The sequence below is a fragment of the Enterobacter cloacae complex sp. 342H5 genome (assembly GCF_050030905.1).
Lineage (GTDB): Bacteria > Pseudomonadota > Gammaproteobacteria > Enterobacterales > Enterobacteriaceae > Enterobacter > Enterobacter intestinihominis.
Genome location: NZ_JBLGVB010000001.1, coordinates 2,912,252 through 2,927,803, shown reverse-complemented (window position 1 = coordinate 2,927,803; position 15,552 = coordinate 2,912,252). Strand labels below are relative to the sequence as shown.

Below are 15,552 nucleotides of genomic sequence, written 5' to 3'. Positions count from 1 at the left end.
GATCGCGTTCCAGCACTCCTCGCGGGGTAAAAATAACAAATTAAGCAGATAGGGGATGGCAATGAAAGTATTGGTGACGGGCGGAACCGGATTTCTTGGTACTGCTTTAGTCCAGACGTTGAAATCATCGGGGCACGAGGTGATACTAACAACGCGCAGGCAAGAGAACATTGCAGAAGGTATTTTCAACTTGGGTGATATCTCAGCCGACACCAACTGGGCTCATCTTCTCCAGGGGTGCGACACCGTCATTCATACTGCGGGAAGGGCACATATTCTCAATGATGACGCACAGGATGCATTAGCGGAATTCCGACGGGTTAATCACGATGCGACGATAAAATTAGCTAAAGATGCCGCCAGTAGCGGTGTAAAGCACTTTATTTTCATAAGCTCTATCGGTGTCAACGGTAATTCCACTTCAGGAACTCCCTTTACAGAAACATCGGCACCTCGACCGACTTCTGATTATGCCATTTCCAAGCTCGAAGCTGAGCAGAGCCTGTTAAAAAATTTTGGAGGGACCGATATGGCTATCACTATTGTCCGTCCGGCTTTAATTTGTGGCGAAAATGCACCGGGTAATATTCAGCGTCTTTTGAAACTTGTATCGAAAAACCTGCCGTTACCGTTTAAAAATGTTAAGAATAAGCGTGCTCTTGTTTCGCTGGATAATGTCGTCAGTTTTATCAATGAATGTGTCGTAAACGAGAAAGCTAAGAATCAACTCTTTTTACTCGCTGATGCAGAACGACCTTCAACGGAAGAGATGATTGAAACTTTTGCTGCTGGTATGGATATCAAAGCGAAAATTATTTATTTCCCTAAAAGCATTATGAAGTTACTGCTTTCCGCTGCTGGAAAAGGTGGTATTTACGATCAGTTATTTGGCGATCTGGAAGTCGATGCCTCCAAATCGCGGGAACATTTGCACTGGACACCCCCGATAACACTTCATGAAACTATGAAAAAAACGGCGAAATATTATACTGAAGGTAATAAATAATGTTGAATTTTGGAATTGTGATATTCGCTTTTTTAGCCTCCTGCGCACTGACTTGGGGATTGCGGGGGTATGCAATAAAGCATAATGTTATTGACCGCCCAAACCAGCGAAGTTCTCATTCTGTGCCGACCCCGCGAGGTGGTGGAGTAGCGATCGTCCTGACGCTCCTGGTCGCTTTGGTAGGATTTTATTTTAACCATACGCTTACGTTCGACAGTTTCCTGGGTTTATTTATTCCAGGTGTAATTGTCGCTATCATTGGCTTCCTTGATGATCATGGTCATATTGCGGCACGCTGGCGTCTATTGATGCATTTCATGGCAGCAGCAATTGGCATCTATTTCCTGGGTTCCTTCCCTGTAATTACGCTGTTTGGTTACGATCTTTCCTTATCCTGGATTGGTATGATTCTCGGCTGTGTGTATCTGGTCTGGATGCTGAACTTATATAATTTTATGGATGGGATTAATGGTTTAGCCAGCGCTGAAGCAATAACATTTGCCGCATGTAGTGCTATATTAATTGTTGTAAACCAGTACACGGACGCGCCTGGAAGTATTTATCCGCTGACGCTTGCCCTTATCGGTGCCGCGGCCGGTTTTATTGTCTGGAATTTCCCGAGAGCAAAAATCTTCATGGGCGATGCCGGGAGTGGTTTCCTGGGGATAACTATCGGACTGATGATTCTCCATATTGCGAAAGCAGATACACATTTCTTTATTGCAGAATTATGTTTACTGGGCGTATTTATCGTCGATGCCACGACAACTTTATTGAGGAGGCTCGTAGCAGGTAAAAAGGTCTATGAAGCACATGCCAGCCATGGCTACCAAATTCTTGCAAGAAAATATGGCAGCCACGTTCCGGTGACATCATTGGCGATTGCCGTCAATCTTCTGTGGCTCTTCCCCATCGCCTTTTTTATTGCCTCAGGCAAAATTGATGGTGTTGTGGGGCTACTCATCGCCTGGTTCCCGCTTCTCGTTGTTGCACTGAAATGTGGTGCAGGTGTTAAAGACAAAGAGAGCAATGTCAATGCATGACTTATTGATTTTGGGAGCGGGTGGTCATGGCCGTACGCTGTACGAGACAGCGAGACTGCTGGGATATGACGATATCGTTTTTCTCGACGATAATACATCCGCCTGCCAGGAAATTAACAAACTGATTATTGGAAAAATTTCAGAACTACGGTTCCATATCGGTAAGGTAAGTCATGTTGCTATTGGCATCGGAAACAATAAAGTCAGAGAGCAACTCTATCAGCAACTGATCGGCTTAGGTATTCATCCTGTATCGCTCATACATCCCTTTGCATTTGTCAGTCCATCGGCGACCATTGCTGATGGTTCTGTTGTGTTAGCGGGCGCTGTAGTGGGCGCCAACGCAAAATTAGGTTTGGCGACGATTGTGAATAGCCACTCGACAATAGATCACGATTCCATTGTTGGTGATTTCGCTCACTTAGGTGTTGGTGTCCATCTTGCGGGCAGCGCTGTGATTGGGAAATCAGCGTTTCTCCAGGCGGGGACAGTGGGTGGTTATAATACTAAAGTAGACGATTACTCAGTGTGTCCTGCTGGTACTATTTTATAAACTGAATGCAAGCTTTAGTGAGGCGACCAGTTTTTAGTATGCTAAATTATTTAATATCTTTACCACGACCAATAAAACGTATTATCACACTCTCTATAGATGTTGTGCTTCTGCTGTGCGCATTTTGGTTTGCATTTTGGGTGCGCATTGATTCAATGACTCCAGTATATAGTACAGAGCATTGGCTTTTTATTCTTTCAATAATTTTAGTTACTTTGGCAATCTTTGTTAAATTAGGGCTGTATCGGGCCGTAATTCGTTATATTACTGCCAAAATATTACTGGTAGTAACGATGGGGATGGTCATATCGTCCATTTTGCTTATTATCGCAGCGTTCTATACCAACCTCTATTTGCCGAGAACGATTCCTTTTATCTATTTCTCATTCGGTCTACTGCTTATTGCCGGATCACGGCTTGGGATGAGAATGTTGGTGAATCGTGGGTTGAATCTGGGCACTCGGGTAGTTATTTATGGTGCAGGTGCATCCGGTCGTCAATTACTGCCTGCGCTGAGCCAGATGGACGAATATTACCCCGTTGCTTTTGTCGATGATAACCGTGCCCTGCAAGGTCAGGTGATTCACGGGGTAAGCGTTTTTGCGCCAGAAAAACTGCCCTGGCTGGTTGAGAAATACGAAGCGAAGAAAATTCTGCTGGCCATGCCAAGCGCAAGCCGGGCAAGAAAGAACGAAGTCATTAAAACACTGGAAGGTCTGCCGTGCGAAGTGCTCTCCATCCCGGGAATGGTCGATTTGGTGGAGGGGAAGGCAAGTATTGATTCCTTGCGGAAAGTCGTTATTACAGACCTGCTGGGCCGCGATCCTGTCTCACCCATTCCGGAACTGATATCCCGTAATATTAACGGGAAAACAGTGATGGTTACCGGGGCAGGGGGGTCAATAGGGTCTGAACTATGCCGACAGATAATTAAAAATAAGCCAAACCAGCTTATTCTTTTCGAACTGTCCGAATTCTCCCTCTATTCCATTGATTCCGAACTGCGTAACCTGAATCTGGGTCAGGATTTTAAGGTTAAAATCTATCCGATCCTCGGAAACGTTCAGGATAAAGAGCATCTCGAAAGGTTAATCAGAGCATTCAACGTCGACACAATTTATCATGCTGCGGCGTACAAGCATGTACCGCTTGTCGAGTTCAACGTACTTGATGGCGTGCGCAATAATATCTTTGGTACGTTGAGCTGCGCTCAGGCTGCGGCAAGTTGCGGTGTTGAAAACTTTGTTCTGATTTCGACTGATAAAGCCGTTCGCCCTACCAACACCATGGGGGCGACCAAGCGCATGGCGGAGCTGGTGCTGCAAGCGCTGGCGAAGGAATCCAGTAAAACCTGCTTCAGTATGGTTCGTTTCGGCAACGTGTTAGGCTCATCAGGCTCAGTTGTGCCGTTATTTGAAAAACAGATTGCTGCAGGTGGACCGGTGACGCTGACTCACGAAGATATCACGCGTTACTTTATGACCATTCCTGAAGCGGCTCAATTGGTGATCCAGGCGGGAGCCATGGGCACGGGCGGCGATGTTTTTGTTCTGGATATGGGGGAACCCGTCAGGATTATCGATCTTGCACACCGCATGATTACGCTGCAAGGGCTAACCGTTCGTGATGATAAAAACCCCTATGGTGATATTACGATAAAAACGACGGGTCTGCGTCCAGGTGAGAAACTGTATGAAGAGTTGCTTATCGGCGACAATGTCTCTTCAACACAGCACCCGCGTATCAGGACTGCTAACGAAGTGATGTTGCCTTGGAGTGAGATGAGTATGATTCTCAACGATCTCGACAAAGCCTGCTGCGAGTTCGACTATGAACGTGTGCGTGAGATACTCTTGCAGGCACCTGCTGCGTTCAATCCTACGGATGGTATCTGCGATTTACTTTGGAATGAAAAGGTAAGTTAAAATAGCAGATTGTCATTTTCTCCGCCCCGGATACTTTTCGATAGTTATCGGGGCGACGGAATATAATTCATTGTTCCTGAAAACATTAAGAGCGAAATAAACGTGAAAATTCTGGTCACTGGTGGAGCAGGCTTTATTGGGTCTGCGGTGGTACGACACATTATTAATGATACGCATGATTCTGTTATTAACGTCGATAAACTGACTTATGCAGGGAATCTTGAATCGCTGGCCGAAGTCTCGAACAGCGAACGCTATCATTTTGAACATGCCGATATCTGTGACAGCAATGCCATGGCGCGTATTTTTGCAGAGCACCAGCCGGATGCGGTGATGCACCTGGCGGCCGAAAGCCACGTTGATCGCTCGATCACCGGCCCGGCAGCCTTTATCGAGACTAACATTGTTGGCACCTATGTACTGCTGGAAGCAAGCCGCAAATACTGGTCAGCGTTAGATGCTGATAAAAAAGCGTCTTTCCGTTTCCACCATATCTCAACAGATGAAGTATATGGCGATCTTCCGCATCCGGATGAAGTGGCCAAGGGAGCTGAACTGCCGCTGTTTACTGAAAAAACGGCCTATGCCCCAAGCAGTCCCTATTCTGCTTCTAAAGCGTCCAGCGATCATTTGGTCCGTGCCTGGCTGCGTACCTATGGTTTCCCTACCATTGTGACTAACTGTTCTAACAATTACGGTCCATATCACTTCCCGGAAAAACTTATCCCGCTGGTCATTCTCAATGCGTTGGAGGGTAAAGCCCTACCTGTTTACGGTAAAGGAGACCAAATCCGCGACTGGCTGTACGTAGAAGATCACGCCCGTGCCTTATACACTGTAGTAACCCAGGGCAAGATTGGCGAAACCTATAACATCGGTGGTCACAATGAGAAGCAGAACCTTAATGTGGTAAATACCATCTGCTCATTGCTGGATGAAATCGTGCCGAAGGAAGGTTCCTATCGTGACCAGATAACGTATGTGGCTGATCGCCCGGGTCACGATCGCCGTTACGCAATTGATGCAGAGAAAATTGGTCAGGAGTTGGGCTGGAAGCCTCAGGAAACTTTCGAAAGTGGTATTCGTAAAACCGTTGAATGGTACCTGGCGAACACAAAATGGGTAGAGAACGTGAAAAGCGGCAGCTACAAATCCTGGATTGAAGAAAACTACGGGGATCGTGCGTAATGAACATCCTGTTGTTTGGCAAAACAGGGCAGGTGGGCTGGGAGCTACAGCGTGCTCTGGCACCGCTGGGTCATTTGATTGCGGTTGACGTCCATTCGCAGGAGTATTGCGGTGATTTCAGCAACCCTGAAGGCATTGCAGAAACGGTGCGCCGCATTAAGCCTGATGTCATCGTCAACGCGGCCGCGCATACCGCCGTCGATAAGGCCGAGTCAGAACCCGAATTTGCTCAGTTGCTGAATGCCACGAGTGTGGAGGCGTTTGCCAAAGAGGCCCAAAAATTGGGGGCCTGGGTTGTTCACTACTCTACTGATTACGTATTCCCGGGTAATGGCGATACGCCGTGGCTTGAAACGGACGCCACAGCGCCGCTTAATGTGTATGGTGAGACCAAACTTGCTGGTGAAAAAGCGTTAAGTGAAAATTGTTCACGCCATTTGATCTTCCGGACTAGCTGGGTTTATGCCGGTAAAGGGAATAATTTTGCGCGTACTATGCTGCGACTGGCAAAAGAGCGTTCTGAGCTGTCTGTTATTAACGACCAATTTGGGGCCCCTACGGGTGCTGAGTTATTAGCAGACTGTACGGCTCATGCTATTCGGGTTGCCCTGAATAAACCTGAAGTGGCAGGGACTTATCATCTGGTTGCCAGTGGTACAACAACCTGGTACGACTATGCCTCTCTGGTATTTGATGAAGCGCGCAAAGCAGGAATTGAACTGGCATTAAAGCAGCTTCATGGAGTGCCGACCAGCGCGTACCCTACGCCTGCAAAACGTCCGGCAAACTCCCGCCTCAATACGTTAAAGTTCCAACAGAATTTCAACCTCGTACTGCCTCAGTGGGACGCGGGAGTTAAGCGTATGCTGACTGAGTGGTTCACAGCAACAGCAATTTAATAATGATCGGGATGCCTGGGAATGGGCATCCTATGACTATAGAGATGATGAAATGAAAACGCGTAAAGGTATTATTCTGGCGGGTGGCTCTGGTACTCGTCTGTATCCAGTGACCATGGCTGTTAGTAAACAATTATTGCCTATTTATGATAAGCCGATGATTTACTATCCGCTTTCAACGCTGATGCTGGCAGGTATTCGAGATATTTTAATTATTAGTACTCCGCAGGATACACCGCGTTTTGAACAACTTCTGGGTGATGGAAGCCAGTGGGGGCTGAATCTCCAATACAAAGTCCAGCCAAGCCCGGATGGATTAGCCCAGGCCTTTATCATTGGCGAAGAATTCATTGGCAACGATCATTGTGCCCTGGTGTTGGGGGATAATATTTTCTATGGTCACGACCTTCCTAAATTGATGGATGCCGCGGTTAATAAAGAAAATGGTGCAACGGTCTTTGCCTATCATGTAAACGATCCTGAGCGCTACGGCGTTGTCGAGTTCGATAAAAATGGTACAGCCATCAGCCTCGAAGAAAAACCGCTGGAACCGAAGAGTAATTATGCGGTGACGGGACTCTATTTCTACGATAACAGTGTCGTTGAGATGGCGAAGAATTTAAAACCGTCAGCACGTGGTGAACTGGAAATCACGGATATTAACCGTATTTATATGGAGCAAGGAAAGCTTTCCGTGGCTATGATGGGCCGTGGCTTTGCCTGGCTTGACACAGGGACTCACCAGAGCCTGATTGAAGCGAGTAACTTCATTGCAACCATTGAAGAACGCCAGGGGCTGAAAGTGGCTTGTCCTGAAGAAATTGCCTATCGTAAAGGCTTTATTAATGCTGAGCAAATAGCTCTCTTAGCAAAGCCATTAGCAAAAAATAATTATGGCAAATATCTTCTAAAAATGATTGATAAAAAAATATAAGAACCAATTTTCTCAAATATTTTATAAAGTAGTATTGCTCTGTCACATTTCTCACATGAACATGTGAATGAATTTTTAAATTGGACAGAATTACTATATTTAAGCAGCAGTGAGGAAGTGTGGGGATTATATGCATTTTAGTGTGTTAATGTCGCTCTATGACAAGGAAAAACCTTCCTATTTGGAAGAATGTTTTGACAGCCTGGCAAATCAAACGGTTAAAGCGGATGAAATCGTTCTTGTTTATGATGGCCCTATCAACGAAGCATTATGCACAGTGGTCGATAGATGGTCAATGTCATTACCTATCAAGATCGTCGCATTAAAAAAGAACGTTGGGTTAGGACAAGCGCTGAATGAAGGAATGAAACATTGCACCTATGATTATGTCATGCGGATGGATACGGATGATATATGCCAACCAACTCGTTTTGAATTACAATCTGCATTTATGGAGTTAAACCCTGATATTGATATTTCAGGAAGTTGCATCCGCGAGTTTATAGGTGATAAAAACAATATAGTATCAGAAAGAAAAGTTCCACTTACTGATAAAGAAATTAAAAAATTCGCAAGACATAAAAATCCTTTTAACCATATGACTGTCATTTTCAAAAAATCCAGCGTCCAGTCTGTTGGGGGGTACCAGCACCATTATCTTATGGAAGATTATAATTTATGGTTGCGGTTACTAGGGGCAGGATTCAGAGCGGGCAACTTGGACGAACCATTGGTATTGGTCAGAGTCGGAGCTGATATGTTGGTTAGGCGACGCGGACTTAAGTATGTTTCAAGTGAGTATAAACTTGCTCGAATGAAAAGAATGACTGGTTTTCAGAATATATTGTCGTCTCACTACTATTTTATTTTGAGAAGCATTCCACGATTACTGCCATTATGGGCGCTTAAGCGAATATATAATATTACACGAAAATAGAGACTCACTCTGCGAGTTACTGATATTGATAGAGGCTATAATGAAAATTTCTAATACTTCGCTCAGTGGTGTTTTGATTATCGAACCTCGAGTGTTTCATGATGAAAGAGGCTATTTCTTTGAGAGTTTTAACGAAAAAAACTTCAAAGAAAATATAGATCCAAACGTCATTTTTAAACAAGATAATCAGTCAAGATCTTCTAAAGGGGTTTTACGGGGTTTGCACTATCAAGAAGCACCTTTTGCCCAGGGAAAACTGGTTAGATGCGTTACAGGGCAGGTTTTTGATGTAGCGGTTGATATACGCAAAGAATCTCCAACATATGGGCAATGGGTGGGTGTTATTATATCAGAAGAGAATAAAAAGCAGCTTTGGATCCCAGCTGGATTTGCACACGGTTTTTTAACTTTAAGTGAGCATGCAGAATTTCTTTATAAAACTACCGATTATTATTCTCAAGCACATGAACGTTGTATAAAATGGGATGATAAGGACTTGAATATAGAATGGCCAAAAATGGAATACATCATTTCTGAGAAAGATCAGAACGGTTCAACCTTTGCTTCATTAAACGTTCAAGGTAAATAATGAAAATCAATTTTATCCCACTTCAAAAGCATGGTGATGATCGTGGTTCATTGGTCGCCTTAGAAGAAGAGAATAATATCCCTTTTAGTATTAAAAGAGTTTACTACATCTTTGATACTAAAGAAGGTGTTCGTAGAGGTTTTCATGCGCATAAAAAATTAAAACAGGTTGCGATCGCCGTAAAAGGTTCTTGTCGTTTTCTGTTGGATGATGGGACAGAGAGGATAGAGGTTGTTTTGGACAATCCAGCGCAGGGGCTTCTCATTGAGTCATGTATTTGGCGTGAGATGTATGATTTTTCGAGCGATTGCGTTCTGATGGTATTAGCTGACTGTCATTATGACGAAAATGATTATATTCGTGATTATGACGATTTTTTAAAGCAAGCAAGATAAATATTACAGGCTTAATATGATTAATTTTCTGAATTTAAAAGAAGTAAATGCCAGATACAATGAAGAACTTAAAAATGCCTGCGCTAAGGTGATTGATTCTGGCTGGTATATTATGGGTGAGGAATTACAAAAATTTGAGAAGGATTTCTCATACTTCTGCAATGTTAAACATACAATTGGTGTAGCTAATGGTTTAGATGCACTCATTCTCATTTTTAGAGCCCTAAAAGAATTAGGAAAGCTAAAAGATGGTGATGAAGTTATCGTTCAGGCTAATACCTATATAGCATCGGTTCTGGCGATCACTGCGAATAATCTTAAACCTGTACTTGTCGAGCCCGATGCGGATACATTCAATCTCTCACCTCAGAATGTTCGCTCCGTCATCACAGAGAAGACAAAAGCGATATTGCCAGTGCATTTGTATGGACAATTGTCTCCAATGCCTGAAATCATGGAGATTGCAAAAGAATTTGATCTACTCGTCATCGAAGATAGTGCCCAATCTCATGGGGCAAATATTAATGGTAAAAAATCTGGGAACTGGGGTATAGCGTCAGGGTTTAGTTTCTATCCAGGAAAAAATCTGGGTGCTCTGGGCGATGCGGGTGCAATCACTACCAATGATGATGAATTAGCAGATGTACTCCGTGCTTTAAGAAATTATGGTTCTCAGAAAAAATACGAGAACCTTTATCCTGGAGTTAATAGTCGCCTTGACGAGATTCAGGCTGCAATACTATCTGTTAAACTAAAATATCTTCCTCAAGAAACTATTCGCAGACAAGAGATTGCAAAAATGTATATCGAAGGGATCTCTAATAGTTTGATCACAGTGCCGACAGTAACCTTTGACTCTGCACATGTTTGGCATCTATTTGTTGTGAAGTGCGAATACAGAGAACAGTTACAGGCATGGCTGACAAAAAATAATATTCAATCATTAATTCACTATCCAATACCACCTCATAAGCAAAAAGCATATGAGGAACTAAACGGTATGAGTTTGCCTGTGACGGAAAAAATTCATAATACTGTATTATCTATACCTCTTGATCCAACAATGTCAAACCTTGAGGTGGAAAAAGTTATCGATGCTTTAAATGAATTTACTGTATGAAAAAGTTGTTAAAGGTTACGGCAATGACAGGGTCATTAACATTATTAAAAATGTTAATTGGCTTTATAATTGCTAAGTAGTCGCGATCTACACTGGGCCATCAGGTATGGCCCTTTTAGGCCAAATACAAAGTCTGGTAAATGCATTTAATGGTGTTATTAACGCACCTGTTTCAAATAGCGTGATACGTTATACCGCTGAGCACCATGAAGATGGCTATGAAGCATGTAGCCCATGGTGGCGAGCTGCTTTATTTTGGATGTTAGCATTATATATCATTTTACTGCCAATTGGATTATTTTTAAACCACTATCTATCACAATGGTTATTTGGTGGGGCTGAATATCAATGGGTTATTTATTTGGCAGTTTTCGTTTTGCCCTTTACCGCTATTGGGACCTTAGTCAATTCTGTCATTAATGGACTGCAGAATTATAAACTCTATGTCTTTTTGGGAATAGTTTCTGTTTCTGTTTCTGGTGCGGTTATGACAGCGCTAATCATTAGATGGAATATAAATGGAGCTCTGATAGCCGCAGCTTTGCAATCGGCATTGATAGGCATTTCACTGATTGTTATGAGCATTAAGCAGCCATGGTTTAGATTCAGCCTATGGTTTGGTAATATTGATAAAAAAGCATTGGCTGACACGTGGGGATATATTGTTATGGCAATCATCACTGCTATCGCCATGCCGGTGGCATTGATGCTTATTAGAAACTTGCTGGTAGCTAATGAAGGATGGGCCGCTGCTGGGATGTGGCAATCCGTGTGGAAAATATCAGAAGTGTACTTGGGGGTATGTACCATGGCGCTTAGTGCTTATTATCTCCCAAGATTGTCTAAAATAAGTGATTATTATTCGATTAAACTTGAGATTTGGAATACAGCCAAAATAATAATACCGATTGTAATAATTATGGCCGTTACAATTTATTTGTTACGTGATGTAGTCATAACTGTTTTATTCACTGAGCAATTCAGGAACGCAAGAGATTTATTTGGCATTCAACTTATGGGGGATGTTGTTAAAATAGCAAGCTGGCTTTATGCATTTCCTATGATAGCTCGGAATGCAACAAAATGGTTTGTTGCAAGTGAGGTGTTTTTTTCTGCAACGTTGGTTGTACTGAGTTATTATTTTATCCTGCATTTTGGAATTCAGGGCGCCAATATAGCTTACTTATTGAACTATACTCTCTATTTTATTTTTGTTGTGACAAATTTAAAAAGAATTTCTAGCTGAGTAAATCTACTTATGGACAATGGCCAGTTTTTAGATCTGTTATACTCGAACCTCACGTTATATTTATCTTTGTTGGGTCTGGTTTTCATAATTTATTATGCATGGTTTGGTAACAAAGTTAGGCATGTTGCAGACCCTCTGATGATTGGTTTTGTTGCACAGGTTTTTTCCTGTTCAGTTGTTTTATTGTTAGAGTTTACCTCAGAGATAGATGATTTTTATTTCTATTCTTTTTTATATACTGAGGTTATGTTTTTAATACCATTGTTGTTTATGCGGAAAAGTTATGTAAAGATTAATGATGATTCCCATGAACGCTTTATTGCTTACAAACGCTGGAATTATGGGTACTCCAGTTTTTACTATACAACTACTATTTTACTCATCATAACGAGTATATATTATTTTGCTATTGTAGGTATTCCAATCTTAAATCAATTATCGAGGTTGGATACAAATGAATCAGCTGGAATTATTTCATGGTTTACCGATGTCTACTGGGTTTGTTTCCCAGCTATGGTAGCTATTAAGAGATATGTTTATCGTAGGAAGAGTTTTGTCGACTACGTGCTATTATTATTTTGTTTTGTATGTTTGCTGGTTAAAGGGGGGAAATCTGACTTCTTCTTTATGATTGTATCCTTATTTTTAGTTAAGGAAGTATATCAAATACGAGAATTAGCAAAAGTTGTAAAGATACTATCATACATATCTCCTTTAATAATTCTGGGATTGATGGTTGTTATTTTCAGTGTTTGGGGAGCCAACGGCAGTGTGCTTTCGGCGTTTTTTGAGCGTTTTGTTTTATTTGGTGATGTTTTTTACCAGGGTTATAGCAAACCATTTATGGATTCGTTACCAAAGGATATTTATGTCTGGGATTATTTTTTTGGCGGTACAATAAACAAATTGTCTATGATTCTTGGCTATCCGGTCAAAGACAAAGTCATTTTTGGATACGAGATTTCAAAATACTATTATAATATCGACAGTGGAATTGGTCCCAATGCAAGACAGAACATTCTTGGGTTGTATTTATTCGGGCCATATTTTTGTGGTGTTTTTTCGTTTGTTTTAGGGCTAATATATTTGGCAATAAGACGTGGTACATTTTTAGTAAATAACCGAACAAGAGCTTATTCATTAAGAGTTGTATTCTATATTATCTTTTGTACCTATTCTTGTTATTTATTTATCGACCCAACTTTGACATGGGGTTTGTATTTAAAAACAACGTTCGTGTTTATTTTCCCGCTTATTGTGTCGCTACTTAATCAATCTATATATAACAGGCGATTAAAAGGTGTATAAAATTTGGTGATAAATAAGAAAACTATGAATTCTCTATCCGTGATAGTTCCACTGTATAATCAAGCACTATATGTTGAAGAGTGTCTCAATGCATTAAACAAAATAGATATTCTAAATGTTGAAGTGATTATTATTGATGACTATTCACGCGATACATCTGTAGAACGGGTATCGATCTGGATAGAGAAAAACATTGATACAAAACTAAATGTTCGTTTTTATAAAAATGAATCGAATCTTGGAATATGTCGAACTTTAAATAAAGGAGTTAAGTTATCGACTCATAACATTATTTACATATGTGCCGCTGATGATTTTCCATTGTCAGATGTGATTGACAATAAAGTGCGTTTACTCAATGAGTCTGATTATGATGCAATAATAAGTGATGTCATGATCATTGATGAAAAATCTAAAATAGTCTTAAATAGTGGATTTGAAGATTATTTTCATGCCAGTCCAAAAGCCCTTGAGAGCTCTAAATTCTTGGCTGGAGAAATTATTACTAATTGGTGCATTCCTGGCCCATGTCTGCTAATAAAAAAAGACGTATATAATCAGATTGGCTTTTATAATGAATCACTGATCGCTGAAGACCGAGATTTTTATTTAAGATTATTTAGACATGCTAAAGTTCTCTATGATTCAGAGAGAATAGCTGCGTATAGAGTGCATTCTTCAAATATTTCTAAAAGTACTGCCTTTAGGAAGAATATGAATTTAGAAATACGAAAAATAAATTACAGCTATGCATCTGAATGGCAAGGTATATACAAGCTATATCTTAAAAGCTACGGATTAAGTCTTATTTCAGAATCAAAGCTATCTATTTTTTATTCGATGCTTGGGAGCATCGTTCGTAAGGTTTTACGAGTTATATTTATATTGAAGGTATATTTCTCTCATGGATAATAAAGTCTGCGGAGTGGTGGTTACATATAACCCAAATATTAATGATCTCCAAATTTTAATTAACTCGATGACCTCACAAGTTGATGAGATAATTATTGTCGATAATGGCTCCAGTAGTGATTTCAGCGATCTTCAAATACCCGATAAGTTGCACTTTGAATTCTTAAATGAAAATGCTGGTATCGGAAGAGCACAAAATATAGGTGCTCGATTAGCAATTAAAAATAATTGTAAATTTGTTTGTTTTTTGGACCAAGATAGCCGTTTAGAACCTAAATTCATTTCAAGTCTTAAAGATGCCTATTCGGATCTTACCCAGCAAGGTATGAAAGTTGGAGCACTGGGGCCTATAATTATTGATGAAAGATCTGGGAAAAAATTTCCCTTTTACCGTTACACAACATTTAAACGTATAGTGGTTAGCGCAGACGAAAATGAAAAATATATTGAAACTCAACAATTAATTTCATCGGGAACTTTTTTTTGCGTTGATATATGGTCTTCTGAATCTGAAAACCATGAGGGATTTTTCCTTGAATATGTTGATACCGATTGGTGTTTACGGTTATCCCAAAAGGGATATAAATTATTTGGCGTAACTAAAGCTCATTTAATCCACAAGCTCGGTGATGACCGTAAAAAAATATTAAATGTTTTGGAGGTACCAATACATTCAACATATCGATATTTTTATGTATTCCGTAATGGCGTTTATTGTAGTTTCTACAGGAAGTTCACATTTAGTTGGAGTTCATATAATATATTTAGACTAATATCTTTCTATTTTATCATGTTAATGCTTAAGAAAGATAAATTAAAATTTACCAAGTATGTGGTTCTAGGAATTTATGACGGTATCAGAAAAAATTTTTCAAGAAAGTTAAAATAATAGAATGAAATTATAAGTTGTTCTAAATATTAATATGCCGCAAGCACTGTTATGAGTAATTGGTTCAGAATTGTAAATTTCTGAACCATTTACTTTTAAAGGTAACGCACGATTTTCCCTGGATTACCAACTACAACTGCATTGTCAGGAACATCTTTCGTTACTACGGTGCCTGCACCTATCATGCTATTAGCACCTATAGTTATTCCTGGTAATATGGTTGAGTTGGCACCAATTGATGCTCCCTTTTTAATCCAGATTTTAGGGAACTCAGTACAATATTTCTTTGATCTTGGGAATTTATCATTTGTAAAAGCAACACAGGGTCCAATAAATACATTATCTTCGATCATTGTGCCATCCCAAATATAAACTCCTGATTTAACAGTTACATTGTCACCAATGATAACATCATTCTCGATTAATGTATGAGCACATATATTGCAGTTTTTACCAATTTGTGCATTTTCGAAAATTACCGCAAACTGCCATATGGTAGTGTTTTGACCGATTTGTGTTGATTTAACATCACTTAGATTATGTATTTTCATTTATTAACCTTAAAGTTGACGCGTAATTATTAAAATAATACTGCTGAATGCTTT

At 40.6% G+C, this 15,552-nt stretch carries 16 protein-coding genes; 15 read left to right on the top strand and 1 reads right to left on the bottom strand.

Annotated features, from left to right (window positions below):
- Window positions 1–55: 55 nt before the first annotated feature.
- The 15 genes from ACQG03_RS14040 (at window position 56) to ACQG03_RS13970 (ending at window position 14,947) form a co-directional block, all read left to right on the top strand.
- Complete coding sequence (locus ACQG03_RS14040) at window positions 56–1,006, top strand: NAD-dependent epimerase/dehydratase family protein (protein ID WP_080465258.1); 951 nt, start codon at window positions 56–58, stop codon at window positions 1,004–1,006.
- Window positions 1,006–2,049, top strand: coding sequence for an MraY family glycosyltransferase (locus ACQG03_RS14035; protein WP_032623957.1), 1,044 nt, complete (start codon window positions 1,006–1,008; stop codon window positions 2,047–2,049). Before ACQG03_RS14040 ends, ACQG03_RS14035 begins: the two co-directional genes overlap by 1 nt.
- Complete coding sequence (locus ACQG03_RS14030; RefSeq protein WP_032623958.1) at window positions 2,042–2,602, top strand: sugar O-acyltransferase; 561 nt, start codon at window positions 2,042–2,044, stop codon at window positions 2,600–2,602. The genes ACQG03_RS14035 and ACQG03_RS14030 overlap by 8 nt, the downstream gene beginning before the upstream one ends.
- A 155-nt stretch (window positions 2,603–2,757) precedes the next feature.
- Window positions 2,758–4,527, top strand: a complete 1,770-nt coding sequence (locus ACQG03_RS14025; RefSeq protein ID WP_400168842.1) for a polysaccharide biosynthesis protein — start codon at window positions 2,758–2,760, stop codon at window positions 4,525–4,527.
- Between the two features lie 102 nt (window positions 4,528–4,629).
- Window positions 4,630–5,715, top strand: a complete 1,086-nt coding sequence (gene rfbB, locus ACQG03_RS14020) for a dTDP-glucose 4,6-dehydratase (RefSeq protein WP_063162895.1) — start codon at window positions 4,630–4,632, stop codon at window positions 5,713–5,715.
- Window positions 5,715–6,614, top strand: coding sequence for a dTDP-4-dehydrorhamnose reductase (gene rfbD, locus ACQG03_RS14015; protein WP_063162896.1), 900 nt, complete (start codon window positions 5,715–5,717; stop codon window positions 6,612–6,614). Before rfbB ends, rfbD begins: the two co-directional genes overlap by 1 nt.
- 52 nt (window positions 6,615–6,666) lie before the next feature.
- Entirely contained in the window at window positions 6,667–7,548 is an 882-nt protein-coding gene (gene rfbA / locus ACQG03_RS14010; protein ID WP_032623962.1) for a glucose-1-phosphate thymidylyltransferase RfbA, read from the top strand.
- A 148-nt stretch (window positions 7,549–7,696) separates the two neighbouring features.
- Window positions 7,697–8,485, top strand: coding sequence for a glycosyltransferase family 2 protein (locus ACQG03_RS14005; protein ID WP_426726131.1), 789 nt, complete (start codon window positions 7,697–7,699; stop codon window positions 8,483–8,485).
- 40 nt (window positions 8,486–8,525) lie between these two features.
- Window positions 8,526–9,074: a dTDP-4-dehydrorhamnose 3,5-epimerase gene (gene rfbC / locus ACQG03_RS14000; RefSeq protein WP_032623964.1), complete on the top strand. Its 549-nt coding sequence runs from the start codon at window positions 8,526–8,528 to the stop codon at window positions 9,072–9,074.
- Window positions 9,074–9,469 (top strand): sugar 3,4-ketoisomerase, encoded by a 396-nt coding sequence (locus tag ACQG03_RS13995; protein ID WP_032623965.1) that lies wholly within the window; start codon window positions 9,074–9,076, stop codon window positions 9,467–9,469. Before rfbC ends, ACQG03_RS13995 begins: the two co-directional genes overlap by 1 nt.
- A gap of 16 nt (window positions 9,470–9,485) precedes the next feature.
- On the top strand, window positions 9,486–10,589 hold the full coding sequence (locus ACQG03_RS13990; RefSeq protein ID WP_063162897.1) for a DegT/DnrJ/EryC1/StrS family aminotransferase: 1,104 nt from the start codon (window positions 9,486–9,488) through the stop codon (window positions 10,587–10,589).
- A gap of 106 nt (window positions 10,590–10,695) precedes the next feature.
- Complete coding sequence (locus ACQG03_RS13985) at window positions 10,696–11,835, top strand: O-antigen translocase (protein WP_426726130.1); 1,140 nt, start codon at window positions 10,696–10,698, stop codon at window positions 11,833–11,835.
- 141 nt (window positions 11,836–11,976) lie between these two features.
- Window positions 11,977–13,146, top strand: coding sequence for a hypothetical protein (locus ACQG03_RS13980; RefSeq protein ID WP_139153939.1), 1,170 nt, complete (start codon window positions 11,977–11,979; stop codon window positions 13,144–13,146).
- 24 nt (window positions 13,147–13,170) lie between these two features.
- Complete coding sequence (locus ACQG03_RS13975; protein ID WP_032623969.1) at window positions 13,171–14,058, top strand: glycosyltransferase family 2 protein; 888 nt, start codon at window positions 13,171–13,173, stop codon at window positions 14,056–14,058.
- A complete protein-coding gene (locus tag ACQG03_RS13970; RefSeq protein ID WP_032623970.1) occupies window positions 14,051–14,947 on the top strand; it encodes a glycosyltransferase family 2 protein in 897 nt (298 codons plus the stop codon). The genes ACQG03_RS13975 and ACQG03_RS13970 overlap by 8 nt, the downstream gene beginning before the upstream one ends.
- A 95-nt stretch (window positions 14,948–15,042) precedes the next feature.
- Here the strand turns inward: ACQG03_RS13970 and ACQG03_RS13965 are convergent, their stop codons facing one another.
- The gene (locus ACQG03_RS13965) at window positions 15,043–15,498 is read right to left on the bottom strand and encodes an acyltransferase (protein ID WP_032623972.1); all 456 of its coding nucleotides are present in this window, start codon (window positions 15,496–15,498) and stop codon (window positions 15,043–15,045) included.
- Window positions 15,499–15,552 lie beyond the last annotated feature (54 nt).

Bases quoted from the DNA above. Each gene is read 5' to 3' on its own strand.
- ACQG03_RS13985 (WP_426726130.1), top strand. From the start codon at position 10,696: ATGGCCCTTTTAGGCCAAATACAAAGTCTGGTAAATGCATTTAATGGT.
- ACQG03_RS13970 (WP_032623970.1), top strand. From the start codon at position 14,051: ATGGATAATAAAGTCTGCGGAGTGGTGGTTACATATAACCCAAATATT.
- ACQG03_RS13980 (WP_139153939.1), top strand. From the start codon at position 11,977: ATGATTGGTTTTGTTGCACAGGTTTTTTCCTGTTCAGTTGTTTTATTG.
- ACQG03_RS13990 (WP_063162897.1), top strand. From the start codon at position 9,486: ATGATTAATTTTCTGAATTTAAAAGAAGTAAATGCCAGATACAATGAA.
- ACQG03_RS14035 (WP_032623957.1), top strand. From the start codon at position 1,006: ATGTTGAATTTTGGAATTGTGATATTCGCTTTTTTAGCCTCCTGCGCA.
- rfbA (WP_032623962.1), top strand. From the start codon at position 6,667: ATGAAAACGCGTAAAGGTATTATTCTGGCGGGTGGCTCTGGTACTCGT.
- rfbC (WP_032623964.1), top strand. From the start codon at position 8,526: ATGAAAATTTCTAATACTTCGCTCAGTGGTGTTTTGATTATCGAACCT.
- ACQG03_RS14005 (WP_426726131.1), top strand. From the start codon at position 7,697: ATGTCGCTCTATGACAAGGAAAAACCTTCCTATTTGGAAGAATGTTTT.
- ACQG03_RS14025 (WP_400168842.1), top strand. From the start codon at position 2,758: ATGACTCCAGTATATAGTACAGAGCATTGGCTTTTTATTCTTTCAATA.
- ACQG03_RS13975 (WP_032623969.1), top strand. From the start codon at position 13,171: ATGAATTCTCTATCCGTGATAGTTCCACTGTATAATCAAGCACTATAT.
- ACQG03_RS13995 (WP_032623965.1), top strand. From the start codon at position 9,074: ATGAAAATCAATTTTATCCCACTTCAAAAGCATGGTGATGATCGTGGT.
- ACQG03_RS14040 (WP_080465258.1), top strand. From the start codon at position 56: ATGGCAATGAAAGTATTGGTGACGGGCGGAACCGGATTTCTTGGTACT.
- ACQG03_RS14030 (WP_032623958.1), top strand. From the start codon at position 2,042: ATGCATGACTTATTGATTTTGGGAGCGGGTGGTCATGGCCGTACGCTG.
- ACQG03_RS13965 (WP_032623972.1), bottom strand. From the start codon at position 15,498: ATGAAAATACATAATCTAAGTGATGTTAAATCAACACAAATCGGTCAA.
- rfbD (WP_063162896.1), top strand. From the start codon at position 5,715: ATGAACATCCTGTTGTTTGGCAAAACAGGGCAGGTGGGCTGGGAGCTA.